A 19759-nucleotide genomic window follows, 5' to 3' on the forward strand; every position below is an offset into this window, starting at 1 on the left:
GGCCGCCCCGCCTAACCCCCCCCCCCCGCCAAACCCCCCCCCCGGGGGGGGGGTGGGGCCCCCGGCCCCCCCGGGGGGGGTGGGGGGGCGTCTCCCCGCAGCCGAGCTGCTGCGACTCGCGGAGACGCCCCCTCACCCCCGCCCTCTCCCCGCAAGCGGGGCGAGGGAGCCCGCCCGCCGCGCGGCAACGCATCGTTGTGCCAAGAGGACGCTGACCGAACATGCCCGCCGCCATCGAAACCATTACCGACACGGCCCTGTTCACCTACACGCTCCGCCGTGCCGACGATGCGTTGATCCTTGGGCATCGGTTGTCGGAATGGTGCGGCCATGCGCCGATGCTGGAAGAGGACATGGCGCTGTCCAACATCGCGCTCGACCTGATCGGGCAGGCGCGCGAGCTGTATAGCTATGCCGGCGCGGTCGAGGGCAACGGCCGTGGCGAGGATCAGCTCGCTTACTTGCGCGAGGAGCGCGACTACCAAAACCTGCTGCTGGTCGAACAGCCCAACGGCGACTTCGCCCGCACGCTGGTTCGCCAGTTCTATTACTCCGCATTCGCCGACCCCTATTGGCGGGCGATGATGCGCTCATCCGATCCGACGCTGGCGGCGATCGCCGCCAAGTCGGAGAAGGAGAGCGCCTATCACCTCCGCCACGCCTCGGAATGGATGATCCGGCTCGGCGACGGCACCGCCGAAAGCCATCGCCGCGCCCAGGACGCGGTCGACGCGCTGTGGGCCTTCGCCGGCGAATTGTTCGATGCCGATGACGGCGAGCAGCGGCTGATCGCCAGCGGCGTCGCGGTCGATCCCGCCAGCCTGCGCGGAACTTGGCAGTCCACGATCGTCACCGTGCTCAATGAAGCCACGCTGACGCTGCCGAGCGGCACATGGGTGCAGCGCGGCGGCCGCAGCGGCCGCCACAGCGAGCATCTCGGCCGGCTGCTCACCGAGCTGCAATACATGCAGCGGACCTATCCGGGCCAGACATGGTGACGCTGGCCGACAGCGAGGCCGAGCTGCGCGCCCGCGCCTGGGACGCCGCCGCCACGGTGGTCGATCCGGAAATTCCGGTGCTGACCATCGCCGACCTCGGCGTGCTGCGCGAGGTGAGCGTCGAACACGGCCGCGTCGAAGTCACGATCACGCCGACCTACTCCGGCTGTCCGGCGATGAACATGATCGCGCTGGAAATCGAGACCGCGTTGGCCCGCGCCGGCATTGCCGATGCCCGCGTCAAGACCGTGCTGGCGCCGGCCTGGACCACCGACTGGATGAGCGCGGACGGCCGCGCCAAGCTCAAGGACTACGGCATCGCGCCGCCGCTCGTCTCGTCCGGCCGCCGCGCGCTGTTCGGCGCGCTTGAGATCGCGTGCCCGCAATGCGGCTCGGCCGAAACCGAGCAACTGTCCGAATTCGGCTCGACCTCCTGCAAGGCGCTGTGGCGCTGCAAGAGCTGCCGCGAGCCGTTCGATTACTTCAAGTGCCATTGAGCGCCGCCATGAACGTCTCCGCCACCATTCCCCGTTTCCATCCGCTGACCATCGCCGACCTTCACCGCGAAGGCCGCGATGCGATCTCGCTGGCGTTCACCGTGCCGCCGGAGCTGGCCGACGCCTATCGCTTCGCGCCTGGGCAATATCTGACGCTGCGCACCACGATGGACGGCGAGGAGGTGCGGCGCTCCTATTCGATCTGTTCCGGCCCCGATGACGGTGAGCTACGCATCGCGGTGAAGAAGGTCGACGGCGGCGCGTTCTCGGTGTGGGCGACCGAGGAGCTGAAAGCCGGCGACACGCTCGAGGTGATGACGCCGACCGGACGTTTCGGCGCCGCGCATGCCGCAGGCGAGGCGCGGACTTATGTCGGATTCGCCGCCGGCAGCGGCATCACGCCTGTGCTGTCGCTGATCAAGGCGGTGCTGGCGCGCGATCCGGACAGCCGGTTCTTCCTGTTCTACGGCAACCGCACTACCGAGCAGATCCTGTTTCGCGACACGCTGGAGGCGCTGAAGGACCGCTATCTGCAGCGCTTCGCGGTGTTTCATGTGCTGTCCCAGGAAGAGCAGGACGTCCCGGTGATGCAGGGGCGGCTCGACCGCGACAAGGTGAGGCTGCTGCTGACGGCGATGCTGCCGGCGGCGTCGATCGATCACGTCTTCGTCTGCGGCCCGACCGGGATGAGCGACGACGTCGAGGCCGCCTGCCGCGAGCTCGGCATTGCCGAGGACCGCATCCATGTCGAACGCTTCGTCTCCGGCCTCGGCGGCAAGCCGCGTCCGAAAACGGTCGTCGCCCCCGGCGCGCCGCCGAAGGCGATCGCGTCGCTGATCATCGACGGCAAGCGCCGCGAAGTCCCGGTCGCCGACGGCGAAGCCATCCTCGACGCCGCGCTGCGCGCCGGCGTCGATCTCCCCTTCGCCTGCAAAGGCGGCATGTGCAGCACCTGCCGCGCCAAACTGGTCGAGGGGCAGGCGCCGATGGAGCTGAACTACTCGCTGGAACCGTGGGAGCTCGCGGCGGGATTCGTGTTGACGTGCCAGGCCAAGCCGACGACCGCAAGGGTGGTGGTGGATTACGATCACCTGTGAGGCTGCAACCGGACGACTGACTCAAAGTTCGTCATTCCGGGGCGCGCGAAGCGTGAACCCGGAATCCATACTCCGGGGACTTGCGGTCATGTCGATGAGTCTGACCCACGCACGCTATGCTCAACAATAAGCACAGGGGTTATGGATTCCGGGTTCGTGTAGCTGCGCTACACGCCCCGGAATGACGAACGAGAGGGCGTTGTTGCACGAAGCTAGATTGCTTCATCGCTTCGCTCCTCGCAATGACGCTGAGAGTTCGTCATTCCGGGGCGCGCGAAGCGCGAGCCCGGAATCCATACGCCCTGGACTCGCGACGAAGTCGTTGAGTCTGATCCACGCACGCTGTGCCAAACAACGGGCACCGGGGTTATGGATTCCGGGTTCGTGTAGCTGCGCTACACGCCCCGGAATGACGAACGAGAAGGTGTTGGTCCCGCGCACGCCCGATGCCGTCAGGGGCCGCAAACGCGCGAGGCGGTGACAACTACCCCTTCGGCCGCTTGTCGTAGACGCGCTTGGCCTTGCCGAGCGAGCGCTCCAGCGTGTCGGGCGGCACCACCTTCACCAGAGTCGAAATCCCGATGGTGTTCTTGATATACGCCGCAACGCGCTCGGCGTGCGGGACGAGGCCCGCGCCGTCCCAGCTCTCCGGCCTTGCTTCGGCGAGCACCGTCATCTCGTCCATCCGGCCCTCGCGGGTCAGTTCGATGATGAAGTGGCCGCCGCACCAGTCGGTGGCGAGCAGCGCTTCCTCGATTTGGGTCGGAAACACGTTGACGCCGCGCAAGATGATCATGTCGTCGGAGCGGCCGGTGATCTTTTCCATGCGGCGCATGCCGGGGCGAGCGGTGCCGGGGAGGAGCCGCGTCAGGTCGCGGGTGCGATAGCGCACGACAGGGAAGGCTTCCTTGGTCAGCGAGGTGAACACCAGTTCGCCCTTCTCGCCGTCGGGCAGCACTTCGCCGGTCGTGGGATCGATCACTTCCGGATAAAAGTGATCCTCCCAGATGTGCAGGCCGTCTTTGGTCTCGACGCATTCCTGCGCGACGCCTGGGCCGATCACTTCGGACAGGCCGTAGATGTCGGTCGCGTCCATGTCGAACGCCTGCTCGATTTCGGCGCGCATCGCGTTGGTCCACGGCTCGGCGCCGAACACGCCGTAGCGCAGCGACGACTGTCGCGGGTCGAGGCCCTGGCGCTTGAACTCGTCGAGGATCGCCAGCATGTAGCTTGGCGTCACGGTGATGACGTCCGGCTTGAAATCGTTGATCAGCTGCACCTGCCGCTCGGTCATGCCGCCGGAGATCGGCACCACGGTGCAGCCGAGCCGCTCGCCGCCGTAGTGCGCGCCGAGTCCGCCGGTGAACAGGCCGTAGCCATAGGCATTGTGCAGGATCATGCCGCGCCGCGCTCCGGCCGCGCGCAGCGACCGCGCCATCACGCTCGCCCAGGTCTCGATATCCTTCGCCGTGTAGCCGACCACGATCGGCTTGCCGGTCGTGCCGGACGAGGCGTGGACGCGCACCAGCTGTTCGCGCGGCACCGCGAACATGGCGAACGGGTAGTTGTCGCGCAGATCGAGCTTGGTGGTGAACGGAAACTTCCCCAGGTCGCTCGGCTCGCGGAAGTCCGATGGGTGCACGCCGGCACGGTCGAACGCCGCTTTGTAGTGCGCGACGTTGTCGTAGGCGTGCTTCAGCGACCAAGCGAGGCGCTGCGTCTGCAGCGCGACGATCTCGTCGCGCGAGGCGCGCTCGGCGTCGTCGAGGTCGGCCGCGCCGGCCGGCTTGATCTGGTGAACACGCGCGACCATGGCGATCTCCTCAGCGTGGCTCAGTCGGCGGCACCAGCGTTCCGCCGATCGACCGCGAATGGCCGCGGAATTCGGCGATCACCGTGCCGGCGGAGGTGACGCTGACGTCGTAGATCCCGGAGCGCCCGGCGCGGTTGATCTCGCGGGCCGTGGCGACCAGCCGGGCGCCGAGCTTGCTCGGCCGGATGAAGGTGATCTGGCCCTGCGCCGCCACGGTGTTGTCGTTGCGCGAGTTGCAGGCGTAGGCGAACGCGCTGTCGGCGAGGGTGAAGATGAAGCCGCCATGGGCGATGCCGTGGCCGTTGACCATCTCGGTGGTCACGGTCATCGCCAGCGTGGCGTGGCCGGCGCCGATTTCAACGATCTCCATGCCGAGCGCCTTGCTGGCATGGTCGTTGGCCCACATCGCATCGGCGCAGGCACGCGCCAGCGCGTCGGGCAACAAACCCGGAGCAGTCAAGGCGTCGGTCACGTTTCTCTCCCTCGTCGTCCGGGCTGCGAAAGCCTCTTGAATTGAACGATCGGTCAGTCAATTATTATGCCAACAGATCATCGTGTCAACGGCCGGCGCGGACGTCAAACCGCAGCAACAAGGCCGCATCAGAACGGGGAGGACGACCATGAGCCACATACTGCAGAGTTTTGCGCGCGACGCCTGGGTGACGCCGGAGCAGGGGCTGGTCGACATTCCCAGCGCGATCGACGGCCGCGTGGTGGCGCGCGCCTCCAGTGCCGGGCTCGACTTCGCCGCGCTGGTGCGGCACGCGCGCGAGGTCGGCGGCGCAAATCTGCGGGCGATGAATTTCCATCAGCGTGCCGACATGCTAAAGGCGCTCAGCGCTTACTTGAGCGAGCGCAAGGAGCAGCTTTATGCGCTCGCCGCCGACACCGGCGCCACCCGCCGCGACAACGCCATCGATATCGACGGCGGCCTGGTCACGCTCGCGGCCTTCGCCTCGCGCGGCCGCCGCGAATTGCCCGACACGAACTTCGTCACCGAAGGCGAGGTCGAAGCGCTGTCCAAGCGCGGCAGCTTCGTCGGCCAGCACATTCTCACGCCGCTGCACGGCGTCGCGGTGCATATCAACGCCTTCAACTTCCCGTGCTGGGGCCTCTTGGAAAAGCTGGCGCCGGCGCTGCTCGCCGGCGTGCCGGTGATCGCCAAGCCGGCGACCGCGACCGCTTATGTCGCCGAGGCACTGGTCAAGTTGATCGAGGAGTCCAAGCTACTCCCGCCAGGTGCGCTGCAACTGGTGTGCGGTCGGCTCTGCGATCTGTTCGATTATCTCGGCGGTCAGGACGTCATCGCTTTCACCGGCTCGCTCGAAACCAGCGAGAAGCTGCGCTCACATCCGAATGTCGCGCGTCACAGCATCCGCTTCATCGCCGAGCGCGACTCGCTCAACGCCGCCGTGCTCGGCTCCGATATCACCCCGGCCGATCCGGAGTTCGATCTGTTCGTGCGCGAGATTGTGCGCGAGATGACCGCCAAGGCCGGACAGAAATGCACCGCGATCCGCCGCGTGCTGGTGCCGCGCGCGCAGGAGAGCGCGGTGATCGACGCGCTGAAGGGAAGACTTGGCGAGGTCAGGCTCGGCGATCCGCGCCACGACGACAAGGCGATGGGCCCGCTGGTCAGCCGCGGCCAGCGCGAGGCGGTGCGCGCCGCGATCGCGACGCTGCAGCGCGAGGCCGACATCGTGTTCGGCAATCCGATGACATGCGCAGGCGAGGGCATCGACGCCGAGGCCGGCGCGTATATTTCGCCGGTGCTGCTGCGGGCGCGCGAGCCGATGCAGGCGAGGGAGGTGCACGCCACCGAGGCGTTCGGCCCGGTCGCCACCGTGCTGGCCTATGACGACGTCGATCAGGCGATCGAACTGGTGCGGCGCGGCGAGGGCAGCCTCGTCGCCTCGCTGTTCACCTACGACGATGCGGTCGCCGAACAGATGATCCTCGGCCTCGCGCCGTATCACGGCCGGCTGCTGATCGTCGACCGCGATGACGCGGCGGAATCGACCGGCCACGGCACGCCACTGCCGGCGCTGCTGCACGGCGGCCCCGGCCGCGCCGGCGGCGGCGAGGAGCTCGGCGGGCTGCGCAGCGTGTATCACTACATGCAGCGCACCGCGATCCAGGCGTCGCCTTGCCGGCTGGCCAAGCTCACCGGCGCCTGGACGCGCGGCGCGCCGGCCGCCGCCACGGCCGTGCATCCGTTCAAGCTGAACTACAACGAACTCGAAATCGGCCAGAGCATCGAGACCGCAAGCCGGCCGATCACGCTCGACGACATCGAGCACTTCGCCCACTTCACCGGCGACACCTTCTACGCCCACATGGACGAAGCCGCCGCTAAGGCCAACCCGTTCTTCCCCGGCCGCGTCGCCCACGGCTATCTGATCCTGGCCTTCGCGGCCGGCCTGTTCGTCGATCCGGCGCCGGGGCCGCTGCTCGCCAATTACGGCCTCGACAATCTGCGCTTCCTCAAGCCGGTGTCGCCGGACGACACCATCAAGGTGAAGCTCACGGTGAAGCAGAAATCAGCGGCGCGGCGCCCCGAATACGGCGAGGTCCGCTGGGACGTCGAAGTGGTGAACCAAAACAACGAGCCGGTCGCGCGCTACGATCTGTTGACGATGAGTGCACGGCCCGCCTGATAGCAAGCGCCGTCACCCGCGCGCCCCTCTCCCGCTTGCGGGAAACGGCTGGGGTGAGGGCGGCGCGGGCAGTGACTTGCGACCCGCGCAGAGCAATAAGCTCTTTCGGATCTCTACGCGATCTCCCGCCTTCTCGTTCGTCATTCCGGGGCGCGCAGCGCAGCTGCGCGAACCCGGAATCTCTACCCCCTGACCTCGTGGTGGCGCACAGCTTCGCCAATGCGCCCCTTCACTCCGCCAGCCGCGTCACGATCTTGACTTCCGAAGTCAGCGTGCGGTGCACCGGACATTTGTCGGCGATCTCGATCAGCTTGGCGCGTTGTTCGGCGTCGAGGTTGCCGTCGAAGCTGATGACGCGTTCGATGCGGTCGAGCAGGCCGACCTTGGTTTCGCAGTCGGCGCAATCCTCGGCGTGGATCTTGGCGTGGCTCAGCGTCACGGTGGTGCGCGCGAGCGGCAGCTGCTTGCGGTCGGCATAGAGCCGCACCGTCATCGAGGTGCAGGCGCCGAACGCGGAGAGTAACAGGTCGTACGGCCCCGGACCGGAATCGGCGCCGCCGACACCGACCGGCTCGTCGGCGAGCAGATGATGCGGCCCGACCGCGACGCGCTGCTGAAACTTGCTGGCGCCGGTCTCCTGCACGGTGACGATGCGCGGCACCTCCGGCGCGCCGGCAGGCGTCGCCACCGGCGTCGGCGCGTCGAGATAGCGCTCGGCCCAGGCGGCGATCACGCCGGCCGCGTAGTCGGCGTCGCGGCGGTCGCTGAGCAGATGATCGGCGTGATCGAGCGAGACGAAGCTCTTCGGGTGCTTGGCGGCGAGGAAGATCTTGGTGGCGTTGTCGATGCCGACGGTGTCGTCGCCGGGCGCGTGCAGGATCAGCAGCGCCTTGTGAAGCTTGGCGACATGCGCCAGCAGATTGTGCTCGGCGATGTCGTCGAGAAACTCGCGCTTGATGGTGAACGGCCGGCCGGCGAGCGTGACCTCGACGCTCCCCTGATCGCGGATCGTGTCGACATGTTCGGCGAACAGATGCGTGACGTGCGAGGGATCCGACGGCGCCGCGATGGTCGCGACCGCCTTCGCCTCGGGGATCTGCGCCGCGGCGGCCAGCACGGCGGCGCCGCCGAGGCTGTGGCCGATCAGCAGCGTCGGCGCCTGATAGGTCGCGCGCAGATGATCGGCGGCGAGGACCAGATCGGCGACGTTGGAGGAGAACGTCGCGTTGGCGAACTCACCTTCGCTGGCGCCGAGCCCGGTGAAGTCGAAGCGCAGCACGGCGATGCCGCGCGCCGCCAGCGCCGCCGCGATCCGCCGCGCCGCGAGGTTGTCCTTGCTGCAGGTGAAGCAATGCGCCAGCAGCGCGAACGCCGTCGGCGTCGCTTCCGGAAGGTCAAGCGCCGCCGCGAGCTGATGCCCGCCGCTGCCGGTGAATTGAAAACGTTCGGTCGGCATGGGGACTCCACTGTGCGGTCGTCATTGCGAGGAGCGAAGCGACGAAGCAATCCAGCCCCGTGCACTGCGCTGGATTGCTTCGCTTCGCTCGCAATGACGGTGATAGGGATTGCGTAATCTCGCTCAATCGTCCGAGTAACGCTGCTCCTGCCACGGATCGCCGCGGTTGTGATAGCCGCGGACTTCCCAGAAGCCGGGCGCGTCGTCGTCGCGGAATTCGATCGCCTGCAGCCACTTGGCGCTCTTCCAGAAATACAGATGCGGCACCACCAGGCGCACCGGGCCGCCATGCTCGGGCTCCAGCGGCTCGCCCGACCACGAATGCACGATCATCGCATCGGCCGCGGCGAAGTCGTCGAGCGCAAGATTGGTGGTGTAGCCGTCGTAACTATGCAGCACCAGGTAGCGCGCTTTGTCGTGCGGCTGACAGGCTTCGAGCAGGTCGCGGGTGGCAACGCCCTGCCAGCGGTTGTCGTAGCGCGACCAGGTAGTGACGCAGTGAATGTCGGAGACGATGTCCGACTGCGGCTGCGCCATGAATTGCGCCCAGTCCCAGAACAGCGGCTGCGCCACCGCGCCGTAAACGTCGAGCCGCCAGCGCTCGCGGCTGATCGGCGGCGTGGTGCCGAGATCGAGCACCGGCCAGTCCTGGGTCAGATGCTGGCCCGGCGGCAGCCGCTGCTCGTCCGGGCGCGCGTGGCGCCCGGTGAGAAATTTGCCCTCCGCCGCCCAGCGCTGCTTGCTGCGGGTGAGCTTGGACTCCGGCAGTTCGGGATCGTCGGACATGGCGCTCCTCCTGGTCCGCTTGCGGGCGCGGCGCTCAGTCGTGGTGACGCGCCGAGCCTAGCACAGCGCGTCACGCCCGCCAGTCACCGTGGGGTTACAAGCTGGCGGGCGCCGGCCGCGGATCGATCGGCGTCGCGCCGCGCAGCCCGAGGATGTCTTCGAGCACGGCGGCACCGGCCAGCAGGCCGGCTTCGTTGCGGGGCTTCGCCACCATCTGCAGGCCGACCGGCAGGCCGGAGGCGGTGAAGCCGCAGGGCAGCGACAACGCCGGGCAGCACACCAGCGTGACGGCGTAAACGATGCCCAGCCATTGCACGTAGTTGTCGAAGGTGTGGCCGTTGCATTCGGCGAGGTAGCGCTGCTCGACCGGGAACGGCGCCGTGATGGTCGCCGGGCAAAGTAGCAGATCGTAGCTCTCGAAGAACGCGATGGTCCGCGCCGCCATCGCTACGCGCTGGGCTTCTGCCTTCGCCAGATCGTCGACGCTGAGCGCGAGGCCCTGTTCGATGTTCCAGATCACTTCGGGCTTCAAGAGATCGCGCTTGGTCCGCAGCAGATCGGCCTTGCTGATCGCGAAGTCGAACGCGCGCAGCACATGGAAGCATTCGTGCGCTTCGGACAGGTCAGGCTGCGCCTGTTCGACGATGACACCGGCCTCCGCGAAGCGCTCGGCGGCCTTGCGGGTGATCGCCGCGACTTCCGGATCGACCGGGGTGATGCCGAGATCGGGCGAGTAGGCGACGCGCAGCGGCCTCTTGCGCGAGCGGGCAGCCGCGAGGAACGACGTCGCCGGCGACGGCAGCGACAGCGGATCGGCGGCGTATTCGCCGCTCATCGCGTCGAGCATCAGCGCGACGTCCTCGACGTTGCGGGCCATCGGACCCTGGACGCCGAGATTGCGGTCGATCTTCGCAGCCGGCGTATGCGCGACGCGGCCGAAGCTCGGCCGCAGGCCGACGATGCCGCAGAAGCTCGCCGGGTTGCGCAGCGAGCCGCCCATGTCGGAGCCGTGCGCCAGCCAGGCGGTGCCCGAGGCGAGCGCCGCCGCGGCGCCGCCGGAGGAGCCCGCCGCCGAGCGCGACAGGTCCCACGGATTGCGCGTGGCGCCGAACACCTCGTTGAAGGTGTTGGCGCCGGCGCCGAACTCCGGCGTGTTGGACTTGGCGTAGACCAGCGCGCCATTACGTTCGAGATGCTCGACCATCAGGTCGGAGCGGGCCGGGACGTGGTCCTTGTAGATCGGCGAGCCCTGCGTGGTCAGCACGCCCTCGACCGCGGTGAGATCCTTGATCGGCAGCGGCAGCCCGGCCAGCACGCCGCGCTCGGCGGCAGGCTTCTTCATCAGCTCGGCGGCGCGGGCGCGGGCGCGATCGAAGCACAGCGTCGGCAAGGCGTTGACGGCGCCGTCGACCTCGGCGATGCGCTGCTCCAGCGTATCGAGCAGGTCGAGCGGCGTCACCTCGCCGGACTTCAGCTTGCTGACGATCGCGCACGCGGTTTCCCGCACCAGAGCCGGATCTGAACTCACCCTGTAAACTCCCCTGAGTTGATTTTAGCGGCCATGCGACTACATGGATTTCGCTGCGAGACTAGACGCATTGGGTAGCCCGGATCGCTTCCCAAGCCGCGGTTTCGGGCCTTATATCTCGCGCCATGGGTCTCTTCTCACATAACGACTCGAACGGCCACACCCTGTCCGCGTTCTGGCAATTGTCGCAGCGCTTCTGGCTCTCCGGCAAGCCCCGCGTGACGGGCCTGATCGTCGTGATGATCGGCGTCGTGCTCGCCCAATTGGCGGTGCAGTTTTATCTGAACCAATGGAATAGGCACTTTTTCGACGCGCTGGAGCGGCGTGACGGCGGCGAGCTCTGGACTCAAACATTTGTGTTTCTGGCCTTGGCCTGCGCCAGCATCGCGATGGCCGCAACCTCGGTCTGGGCCCGGATGACCGGGCAGCGCAAATGGCGCGAGTCGATGACTCGCGCGATTCTCGAGCGGTGGGCGGCCAAGAGCCACGCGGCGCCGATGAACGGCCATGACCACAACGCCGAAAATCCGGAATACCGCCTTGCCGAGGACGTCCGGGTCGCGACCGACTCTCCGGTCGATCTGCTGATGGCGCTATTGTCCTCGGTGCTCACCGCGCTGACCTTCTTCGGCGTGCTGTGGAGTGTCGGCGGCAGCATCGGCGTCACCGCGTTCGGCAGCCGCTTCCAGATCCCGGGCTATCTGGTGCTTGGCGTGGTTGCTTATTCCAGTGTCATGACCGGCCTGATGCTGTGGTTCGGCCGCCGCATGACCAGTATCAGCGAGCAGCGTAACCAGAACGAGGCCGAATTCCGCGCCGCCGCGGAGGTGCTGCGCGGTTGCGATCCGGGCGGTGAGGGGCGCGAGACCAAATGGATGGCCAAGCTCGAGCGCCGGCTGCAGGCGGTGATGCGCTCATGGCGCGACCTGTGCTGGCAACTGGTCGACATGACGCTGGTGTCGCACGCCAACTTTCTGCTGGCGCCGGTCGCGGCGTATTTCCTGTGCTTCCCGAAATATCTCAGCGGCGCAATGTCGCTCGGCGAGGTCACGCAAAGCGCCGCGGCGTTCGTAACCGTGCAGGGCGCGGTGAACTGGCTGGTTGATAATTACCAGCGCATCGCCGACTGGCGCTCGTCGGCCAACCGCGTCGCGGCGCTGCTCGCCGCGATTGACCGGATGCCGGAGCCGGGCGAGACGGCCGCTATGCCGTCCTGACGCCGCGGGCGTGACGGATGACGTCGGCGTACCGGGCGAACGAGGCCTTCGGGATCCGCCGCAGCGTCGGGTAGTCCATATAGACCAGCCCGAAGCGCACGCCGTAGCCCGACTCCCACTCGAAATTGTCGAGCAGCGACCAGACGAAGTAACCACGCACATCGGCGCCGGCGGCGATCGCCGCGTCCAGGCCGGAGATGTAGTCTCGCAGGAAGGCGATACGGCCGGGATCAATCAGCTGGCCGTCGGCGTCCAGCGTTTCGATGTTGCTGCCGTAGCCGTTCTCGGTGACGTAGACCGGCTTGCCGTAGCGCTGGCTGACCTCGATCAGCGTATCGCGAAAGCCATCGGGCTCGATCGTCCAGTCGATCGGTGTGCGCGGGATATCGGCGGGCTTCGGCCCCCAGCCGAGGCCGATGATCGCGTTCGGATCGGAATTGATGTAGACCGGGCTGTAGTGATTGACGCCGATCCAGTCGAGCGGGCGGACAATCGCCTGCATATCGCCCGGCATGACGTGCGGCGCGATCGCGTCGCGGATCAGCGCCGGGTACTCGCCGAGATATTGCGGATCGGTGAAGGCGCGGTTCCAGTAGTCGCCGATCAGCGCGGCCTCGGCGACGTCCTCGGGCTTGTCGCTCGACGGATAGATCGGCTGGTAGTTGCTGACCAGACCGATCTTGGCGTCCTTGACGGTCTCGCGCAGCGCATCGACCGCCGCGCCGTGGGCGAGGTTCACGTGATGGATCCAGCGATGCAGCTTGTCGTCCGCGGTTCGATCGCGCGCTCCGAACGAGCGGGCGAACAGGCTGAAAATGCCCGGCTCGTTGAAGGTGGCAAAATGCTTGACGCGGTGACCGTAGCGACGCCCGACGAGCCGTGCGTAGTCGGCGAACCAGCTCACGATATCGCGGTTCAGCCAGCCGCCCCGATCTTCGAGCGCCTGAGGCAGGTCCCAGTGATACAGGCAGATCCACGGTTCGATGCCGGCAGCGGTGAGTTCATCGATCAGCCGGTCGTAGAAGGCGAGACCGGCTTCGTTGACGGCGCCGGTGCCTTGCGGCAGCACGCGCGGCCACGCGATCGAGAACCGATAGGCCTGCAGCCCGAGCGCTTTCATCAGCGCGACGTCTTCCTTGTAGCGATGATAATGATCGCAGGCCACATCCCCGGTGTCGTTGTTGGCGACCTGTCCGGTGCGGCAATACACGTCCCAGATGCTCTCACCGCGACCGTCCTGCTTCGCCGCGCCCTCGATCTGAAACGCAGCGGTCGACGCGCCCCAGATGAAATGCTGCGGGATGTGGGCCAGCGCCGGCAGTGACGAGACCGACTGAGGAGCGAAGGTTGGGCGCGGGTCGGCCATGGCATGGTCTCCGGTCATTCGTCATGCCCGGCCTTGTGCAGGGCATCCACGCCTTACTGAGATCGTTGGCAGGAAAGGCGTGGATGGCCGGGACAAGCCCGGCCATGACGAAGCATGGGTCAGCAACAGCGAAGGTCATACGCTCCACAAAAGGATGAGACGCTTGCGCTGGATCAAACCGCGGCTTTGTGACGCCCGTGACGAGATCGGTGTGTCACATGGGGCTCATGCGCGGCTGTGCTAAATTCATGGTAGCGTCGCGTGGATGCGCCGCCGCTACAAGTAACCTTCACCTGCCTCCGCCGCGAAACGTGCCGGGTCGCCTTCCCACACGATGCGCGCGTGTTCGAGAACATAGACGCGATCGGCGTGCGGGAGCGCGAAGGTGACGTTCTGCTCGCCGAGCAGCACGGTGATCGGCGTGGTCTGCCGCAGTCGCTCGAGCGCCTTCGACAATTGCTCGAGAATCACGGGAGCAAGGCCGAGCGTCGGCTCATCCAGGATCAGGATCTTCGGCTTCATCATCAGCGCGCGGCCGATCGCCAGCATCTGCTGCTCGCCGCCCGACAGCGTCTGCGCCATCTGGCCGTGGCGTTCCTTCAGGATCGGGAACAGCTCGAACAGCCAGGCGAGTTGCGCTTCGCGCTCGGCGTCGGGCAGCGCCTGTCCGCCGAGATCGAGATTTTCGCGCACCGTCATCTCGCCGAACAGTTCGCGCGATTCCGGGCACTGCACGATACCGCCGCGCGCGATCTTGGCGGCGGAGATACCTCGCAGCTTCTCGCCGCCACGCACGATCTCGCCGGTGTAGGGCAGGAAGCCCGAGATGGTGTTGAACAACGTGGTCTTGCCGGCGCCGTTGAGGCCGACGACCGAGACAAACTCGCCTTCATGAACGTGGATCGAGACGTTCTCCAGCGCCTGCGCCTTGCCGTAGAACACGCTGACATTCTCGACCTGCAGCAACGGCACCTTGTCCCTGAAGCTGGTTTCGGGCCGCGCAGAGGTTTCGATCTTGCCGCCGAGATACACCCGCCGCACCGTCTCGTTCTTCATCACGTCGGCGGCGGCGCCGGTGCAGATTTCCTCGCCGAGATACATCGCCAGCACGCGGTCGACCAACTTCGCGACGCTCTTGACGTTGTGGTCGACCAGTAGCACGGCGCGGCCTTCGTCGCGAAAGCTGGCGATCAGGTCGGAGAACACGCCGACCTCGGCCAGCGTCAGCCCGGCGAACGGCTCGTCGACCAGCACGACTTTTGGATCACGCGCGATGGCTTTCGCCAGCTCGAGCCGGCGCAGATCCGCGAACGGCAGCGTCGGCGGCTTGCGCCGCATCACCGCCGCGAGGCCGACGCGTTCGGCGATTGCCTCGGCGCGCTCAGTCAGCGCCTTGTCGTGGAATAGCGCCAGCAGGCTGTCCGGCAGCAGCGCCACCATGATGTTTTCCAGCACGGTCTGCCGGTTGAGCGGCCGCGAATGCTGGAACACCATGCCGAAACCCTTGCGGGCGATCTTGTGCGCGGGCAGGCCGGCGATGTTCTCGCCCTCGAACACGACCTCGCCGGCCGTGGGGCGCTCGATGCCCATCAGCGATTTCATCGCGGTGGACTTGCCCGAGCCGTTTGGACCGATCAGGCCGAAGATCTCGCCGGCGTGCAGCTCGAACGACAGGTTCTTGACCGCGGTGAGGCCGCCGAACTTCTTGGTGAGGCCGCGCGCTTCGAGTACGGGCGCAAAGTTGCTGGCGTCCATCAGGTGCGCGCCTCCCGCGGAGTTGTGTCTCGAGACATGGCGGCGCCGAGGAAGCCGCCGGGGAAAAACAGCACGACGATCAGCGCGATCGCCGAGACGATGAAGGTGGCGAGTTCGCCGGTCGGCCGCAGGAATTCGCCGGCGACGATCAGGAAGATGGCGCCGAGCGCCGCGCCCAGCACGGTGCGCCGGCCGCCGAGCACGGCGGCGACGATGACGTTCACGCCGACCGCGATGTCGACCACGGTGCCGACCGAGGCGGTGCCGAAGTAGAATACCAGCAGCGCGCCAGCGAGGCCGGAGAAGAACGCGCTGACCACGAAGGCGAACAGCTTGTGCTTGACGATGTTGAAGCCAAGCGCGCCGGCCTGTACCGGGTCCTGTCCCGAGGCCTGCAGCACCAGCCCGATGGGCGATTGCGACAGGCCGTAGAGGATCGCCGCGCTGACGGTCATGAATCCAAGCGCGATCCAGTAGTTGGCGCTGGCGCTGATGGTGATGACGTCCGGAATGGTGAGGCCGATCTCGCCGCCGGTGAGATCGGCGAACACGACAATGAAGTTCTGCAGCATCAGCACCGCGACCAGCGTGGTCAGGCCGAAATACGGCCCGCGTACCCGCAGCGCCGGCAACGCCAGCACGAAGCCGGCAATCACCGATGCGCCGGCGCCGATGAAGATGCAGATGTACGGCGACAGGCCGTACTGGTTGTTGATGATGCCGGCCGTATAGGCGCCCACCCCGATCAGGAACGTGGGGCCGAAATTGACCTCGCCGGCAAAGCCGAACAACAGGTCCCAGGACATCGCGAACACGCCGAAGTAATAGGCGACGGTCAAGAGCCCGAGGATATAGCCGGAAACATAGAGCGGCAGCGTCGAGGCGACGACGACCATCACCAGCGCGATCCAGAACAGCCGCGTCTTGAAGAACCCCATCTCAGCGCCTCCCCAGCAGGCCCTGCGGCCGCAGATACATCACGATCACCAGCAGCAGCAGCGCCGGAATGGTCCGGTAGGCCGGGGAGATCATGTAGGCCGTGAAGGTCTCCAGATAGCCGACCACGAAGGCGGCGATCAGCGAACCCGAGACGCTGCCGAGCCCGCCCAGCACCACGATCGAGAACGCGCTCGCCGTCAGCGGGCCGACGCTGTAGGACGAGACGCCGAGAAACATGCCGAGCAGCACGCCGGCGATGCCGGCCAGCACGCCGTAGATCGCCCAGACCACGACGTAGATGTTGGTGAGTTCCAGGCCGAGCAGGGTGACGCCGCGCGGATTCATTGACGCCGCCAGCACCGCCTTGCCCATCTTGGTGCGGTTGACCAGCAGCCAGAGCAGCGCGATCACCAGGCAGCACACCAGTGCGGTGAAGATCTGGTTGCGCGGCGTGCGCACGCCAAAGATCTCGACAACGCCCTGCACGATCGGCAATACGGTCTTGGCGTTGTTGGTGAAGAAGTAAGCGATCGCCTCCTGGATCATGATGCCCCACAGCAGCGTGCCGGTGAGGACGAAGATCTCCTTCTCCTCATTGGCGATGCGCCGCGAGCGCTGGATCGGCTGCACCACCGCGAAATAGGTGATCAGCGCCGCGACCAGTGCGGTGGCGACGCCGACCAGCGCGCCGAGATAGCTGCCGATGCCGAAGGTGCTCGACGCCGCCCACGCCGCCACCGCGGCCGCCACCATGATGGCGCCGTGCGACAGATTGAGGACGCCGGAAACGCCGAAGATCAGCGTGAACCCGGTGGCGCCGAGCGCATACAGCGCACTTATGGCGAAACCGTCGATCAGGATTTGCAGGGGGAGCATGCGGTCTTTCCGTGCAACGGACTGCACGTTCGTCATTCCGGGACGCGCCTCTTGGCGCGGGCCCGGAATCCATATCCCCGGCGGTGGTTATGGATTCCGGGCTCGCGCTACGCGCGCCCCGGAATGACGAACGAGAGGGTGCGATATGAAATGCGAAAAGAGCTCTCGGCGAACCGAGAGCTCCTGGCTCAGGCGCTTAGTTCGCCGTCACCTTGATGAAGGCCGGGAACTTGATCTGGCTTTTGGCGACTTCAGGCGGCCAGACCGCGACCTGCTGGCCGTCCTGCCACTGCAGCATCAAGCCGGTGAGTAGGCCCTTGCCGTATTTCAGGCCATGGGTGAACGGCTCGTCCTTGCCGTAGAACTGCACGCGGCCGATCGTGCCTTCGTAATCGGTCTTCTCCAACGCTTCGACCAGCTTGTCGCCGTCGGTCGAGCCGGCGCGCTTGACGGCTTCGGCGATGTAGTAGACTTCGTCATAGGCGGTGTAGCCGGCATAGGACGGATAGTTGCCGAACTTCTTCTTGAAGTTCTCGGCGAACGGCACCGATTTCGGCGTCACCGCGACGCCCGGGCCGGACACGCCTTGATACAGCACGCCGTCGGAGGCGTTGTTGGTGTCCTTGCCGAAGGTCGAGTTGGTGGCCTGCGAGGCGATGCCGAACATCGGGATCGGCACCTGCTGGTTCTTCCATTGCACCGTCGGCTGCACGCCGACATGCGAGATGCCGGTGATGATCACGTCGGGCTTGGAGCCTTCGATCTTGTTGAAGATCGGGGTGAAGTCGGTGGTGTCGGGCGAGAAGCGGATATGATCCAGCACCTTCAGCCCGACCTTGGGCAGGCACTCCTCGTAGCCGACGTCGAGCGGCTTGGTCCAGGCGGCGTCCTCGCTCATGATCACCGCGGTCTTCATCTTGCGGGCGTCGACCAGGAGGTCCTTGGCGGCGTCGCAGACCGACTGCGCGAGCTCGCCGGAGGTCAGATAGCCGTGGAAAGTGTATTTGTTCTTCTCGTAATCCTTGTTCACCGCCTTGGAGATCTCGTTCGAGGCCGCGCCCGGCGTCACGAACGGCGTCTTCAGCCGCGATGCCCACGGCATCAGCGCCAGCACCACCTCGGAGATGTAGCTGGCGATCACCGCATGGACCTTGTCCTCGTTGACGGCGCGCTGAAAGGCCCGAACCGAATCGGCGGAGGATGAATGGTTGTCGTAGGCGACGATCTCGATCTTGCGGCCGTCGATGCCGCCATTGGCGTTGATTTCCTCGGCGGCGAGCTGCGCGGCCTGCGGAATCGAGGCGCCGGCGATGGCCTGGGCCTCGGCGATCACGCCGATCTTGATCGGATCGGCCGCCCAGGCCGACGAGATGCCGAAGCCGAAGGCCGTCGCCATCACGACGGCGCGCATCGACCACGTATGCGTTGAAAGGGGAGCTGCTGTCATGACGTTTCCTCGTTGTTCTTATTTATCGGGCGCGTTGGCCCCTTGTTCGGGCTCGTTGGCCCTTGGCCTTGTTGGTCAGCCGCGGCAGAGTGTAGCGCGCGTTTTGACGCAGGCAAGCACAATGGCAGGTTGCTGATAGTCGTTGATGTGTGCGCTGCAACGTTGATCGCGTACGCAGATTGGTCCACACCTGCGTGCTGACATTCTGTGCAGCTGACGTATCGAGGAACTTGCCTTGGACAACACGACAAAGACGAAAAGCGAGTATCGGATCGCGGTGATCCCCGGCGACGGCATCGGCAAGGAAGTGATGCCGGAAGGGCTGCGGGCGCTGGAAGCGGCGGCCAAGAAGCACCGGGTTAATGTGAAGTTCGATCATTTCGACTTCGCCAGCTACGACTACTACGCCAAGCACGGCCAGATGATGCCGGACGACTGGAAGGAGAAGATCGGCAAACACGACGCCATCTTCTTCGGCGCGGTCGGCTGGCCCGAGAAGATCCCGGACCACGTCTCGCTGTGGGGCTCGCTGATCAAATTCCGCCGCGAGTTCGATCAATACGTCAATCTGCGCCCGGTCCGGCTGATGCCGGGCGTGCCGTCGCCGCTGGCCGGGCGCAAGCCGGGTGACATTGATTTCTGGGTGGTGCGCGAGAACACCGAGGGCGAATATTCATCGGTCGGCGGCCGGATGTTTCCGGACACCGAGCGCGAGTTCGTCACCCAGCAGACGGTGATGACGAGAACCGGCGTCGACCGCATCCTGAAGTTCGCGTTCGAGTTGGCGCAGTCGCGGCCGAAGCGGCACCTGACGTCGGCGACCAAGTCAAACGGCATCTCGATCACCATGCCGTATTGGGACGAGCGCGTCGAAGCGATGGCCAAGGCCTATCCCGACGTGAAGTGGGACAAGTATCACATCGACATCCTGACGGCGCACTTCGTGCTGCATCCGGACTGGTTCGACGTCGTGGTCGGCTCGAATCTGTTCGGCGATATCCTCTCGGATCTCGGCCCGGCCTGCACCGGCACGATCGGCATCGCGCCATCGGGCAACATCAATCCGGACGGCGACTATCCCAGCGTGTTCGAGCCGGTGCACGGATCGGCGCCGGACATCGCCGGGCAGGGCATGGCCAATCCGATCGGGATGATCTGGTCGGGCGCGATGATGCTCGAGCATCTCGGCGAGAAGCAGGCGGCGGATGCGATCGTCAAGGCGATCGAACGCACGCTCGGCGAACGCACGCTACGCACCCGCGACCTCGGCGGCCAAGCCGATACGACGGCCTGCGGCAAGGCGGTGGCGGAGATGGTGGAGTAGCGC

General features: G+C 66.3%; 16 protein-coding genes. 6 read left to right on the forward strand and 10 right to left on the reverse strand.

What is annotated here, in order from left to right:
- Positions 1-221 precede the first annotated feature (221 nt).
- From paaC to paaE, 3 genes are read left to right on the forward strand one after another with little or no spacing between them, the layout of a single operon-like run.
- The gene (gene paaC / locus D4Q52_RS23630) at positions 222-998 is read left to right on the forward strand and encodes a 1,2-phenylacetyl-CoA epoxidase subunit PaaC (RefSeq protein WP_119859028.1); all 777 of its coding nucleotides are present in this window, start codon (positions 222-224) and stop codon (positions 996-998) included.
- Positions 992-1495, forward strand: a complete 504-nt coding sequence (gene paaD, locus D4Q52_RS23635; protein ID WP_119859029.1) for a 1,2-phenylacetyl-CoA epoxidase subunit PaaD — start codon at positions 992-994, stop codon at positions 1493-1495. Before paaC ends, paaD begins: the two co-directional genes overlap by 7 nt.
- 8 nt (positions 1496-1503) lie before the next feature.
- Positions 1504-2592, forward strand: a complete 1089-nt coding sequence (gene paaE / locus D4Q52_RS23640; RefSeq protein ID WP_119859030.1) for a 1,2-phenylacetyl-CoA epoxidase subunit PaaE — start codon at positions 1504-1506, stop codon at positions 2590-2592.
- A 484-nt stretch (positions 2593-3076) separates the two neighbouring features.
- On the opposite strand, the gene paaK is transcribed toward paaE, so the two are convergent.
- Positions 3077-4405, reverse strand: a complete 1329-nt coding sequence (gene paaK, locus D4Q52_RS23645) for a phenylacetate--CoA ligase PaaK (RefSeq protein ID WP_119859031.1) — start codon at positions 4403-4405, stop codon at positions 3077-3079.
- 10 nt (positions 4406-4415) lie between these two features.
- Positions 4416-4811, reverse strand: a complete 396-nt coding sequence (gene paaI, locus D4Q52_RS23650) for a hydroxyphenylacetyl-CoA thioesterase PaaI (RefSeq protein WP_119859064.1) — start codon at positions 4809-4811, stop codon at positions 4416-4418.
- A 214-nt stretch (positions 4812-5025) separates the two neighbouring features.
- On the opposite strand from paaI, the gene paaZ reads away from it, so the two are divergent.
- Positions 5026-7062, forward strand: a complete 2037-nt coding sequence (gene paaZ, locus D4Q52_RS23655; RefSeq protein ID WP_119859032.1) for a phenylacetic acid degradation bifunctional protein PaaZ — start codon at positions 5026-5028, stop codon at positions 7060-7062.
- A 229-nt stretch (positions 7063-7291) separates the two neighbouring features.
- On the opposite strand, the gene D4Q52_RS23660 is transcribed toward paaZ, so the two are convergent.
- The 3 genes from D4Q52_RS23660 to D4Q52_RS23670 all read right to left on the reverse strand — a co-directional run bounded on the left by D4Q52_RS23660 (position 7292) and on the right by D4Q52_RS23670 (position 10832).
- Complete coding sequence (locus D4Q52_RS23660) at positions 7292-8518, reverse strand: bifunctional alpha/beta hydrolase/OsmC family protein (RefSeq protein WP_119859033.1); 1227 nt, start codon at positions 8516-8518, stop codon at positions 7292-7294.
- 123 nt (positions 8519-8641) lie between these two features.
- The gene (locus tag D4Q52_RS23665; protein WP_119859034.1) at positions 8642-9304 is read right to left on the reverse strand and encodes a sulfite oxidase-like oxidoreductase; all 663 of its coding nucleotides are present in this window, start codon (positions 9302-9304) and stop codon (positions 8642-8644) included.
- 94 nt (positions 9305-9398) lie between these two features.
- Positions 9399-10832 carry an amidase gene (locus tag D4Q52_RS23670; protein WP_119859035.1) on the reverse strand — a complete coding sequence of 478 codons (1434 nt, stop codon included), beginning with the start codon at positions 10830-10832 and terminating at the stop codon, positions 9399-9401.
- Between the two features lie 125 nt (positions 10833-10957).
- On the opposite strand from D4Q52_RS23670, the gene D4Q52_RS23675 reads away from it, so the two are divergent.
- The gene (locus D4Q52_RS23675; RefSeq protein ID WP_119859036.1) at positions 10958-12049 is read left to right on the forward strand and encodes an SbmA/BacA-like family transporter; all 1092 of its coding nucleotides are present in this window, start codon (positions 10958-10960) and stop codon (positions 12047-12049) included.
- On the opposite strand, the gene D4Q52_RS23680 is transcribed toward D4Q52_RS23675, so the two are convergent.
- The 5 genes from D4Q52_RS23680 to D4Q52_RS23700 form a co-directional block, all read right to left on the reverse strand.
- Positions 12036-13415: a GH1 family beta-glucosidase gene (locus D4Q52_RS23680; RefSeq protein WP_119859037.1), complete on the reverse strand. Its 1380-nt coding sequence runs from the start codon at positions 13413-13415 to the stop codon at positions 12036-12038. The two genes, D4Q52_RS23675 and D4Q52_RS23680, sit on opposite strands and share 14 nt — an antisense overlap.
- Positions 13416-13691: 276 nt before the next feature.
- Positions 13692-15170 (reverse strand): ATP-binding cassette domain-containing protein, encoded by a 1479-nt coding sequence (locus D4Q52_RS23685; protein ID WP_182915425.1) that lies wholly within the window; start codon positions 15168-15170, stop codon positions 13692-13694.
- The gene (locus D4Q52_RS23690; protein WP_119859039.1) at positions 15170-16108 is read right to left on the reverse strand and encodes a branched-chain amino acid ABC transporter permease; all 939 of its coding nucleotides are present in this window, start codon (positions 16106-16108) and stop codon (positions 15170-15172) included. The genes D4Q52_RS23685 and D4Q52_RS23690 overlap by 1 nt, the downstream gene beginning before the upstream one ends.
- 1 nt (position 16109) lies before the next feature.
- The gene (locus D4Q52_RS23695) at positions 16110-16985 is read right to left on the reverse strand and encodes a branched-chain amino acid ABC transporter permease (RefSeq protein WP_119859040.1); all 876 of its coding nucleotides are present in this window, start codon (positions 16983-16985) and stop codon (positions 16110-16112) included.
- A 196-nt stretch (positions 16986-17181) separates the two neighbouring features.
- Positions 17182-18396: an ABC transporter substrate-binding protein gene (locus D4Q52_RS23700; protein WP_234831311.1), complete on the reverse strand. Its 1215-nt coding sequence runs from the start codon at positions 18394-18396 to the stop codon at positions 17182-17184.
- 271 nt (positions 18397-18667) lie between these two features.
- Between D4Q52_RS23700 and D4Q52_RS23705 the strand changes: the two genes are divergently transcribed.
- Positions 18668-19756, forward strand: a complete 1089-nt coding sequence (locus D4Q52_RS23705) for a tartrate dehydrogenase (protein WP_119859042.1) — start codon at positions 18668-18670, stop codon at positions 19754-19756.
- Positions 19757-19759: the final 3 nt, after the last annotated feature.

Source organism: Rhodopseudomonas palustris (assembly GCF_003591005.1).
GTDB lineage: Bacteria > Pseudomonadota > Alphaproteobacteria > Rhizobiales > Xanthobacteraceae > Rhodopseudomonas > Rhodopseudomonas palustris_K.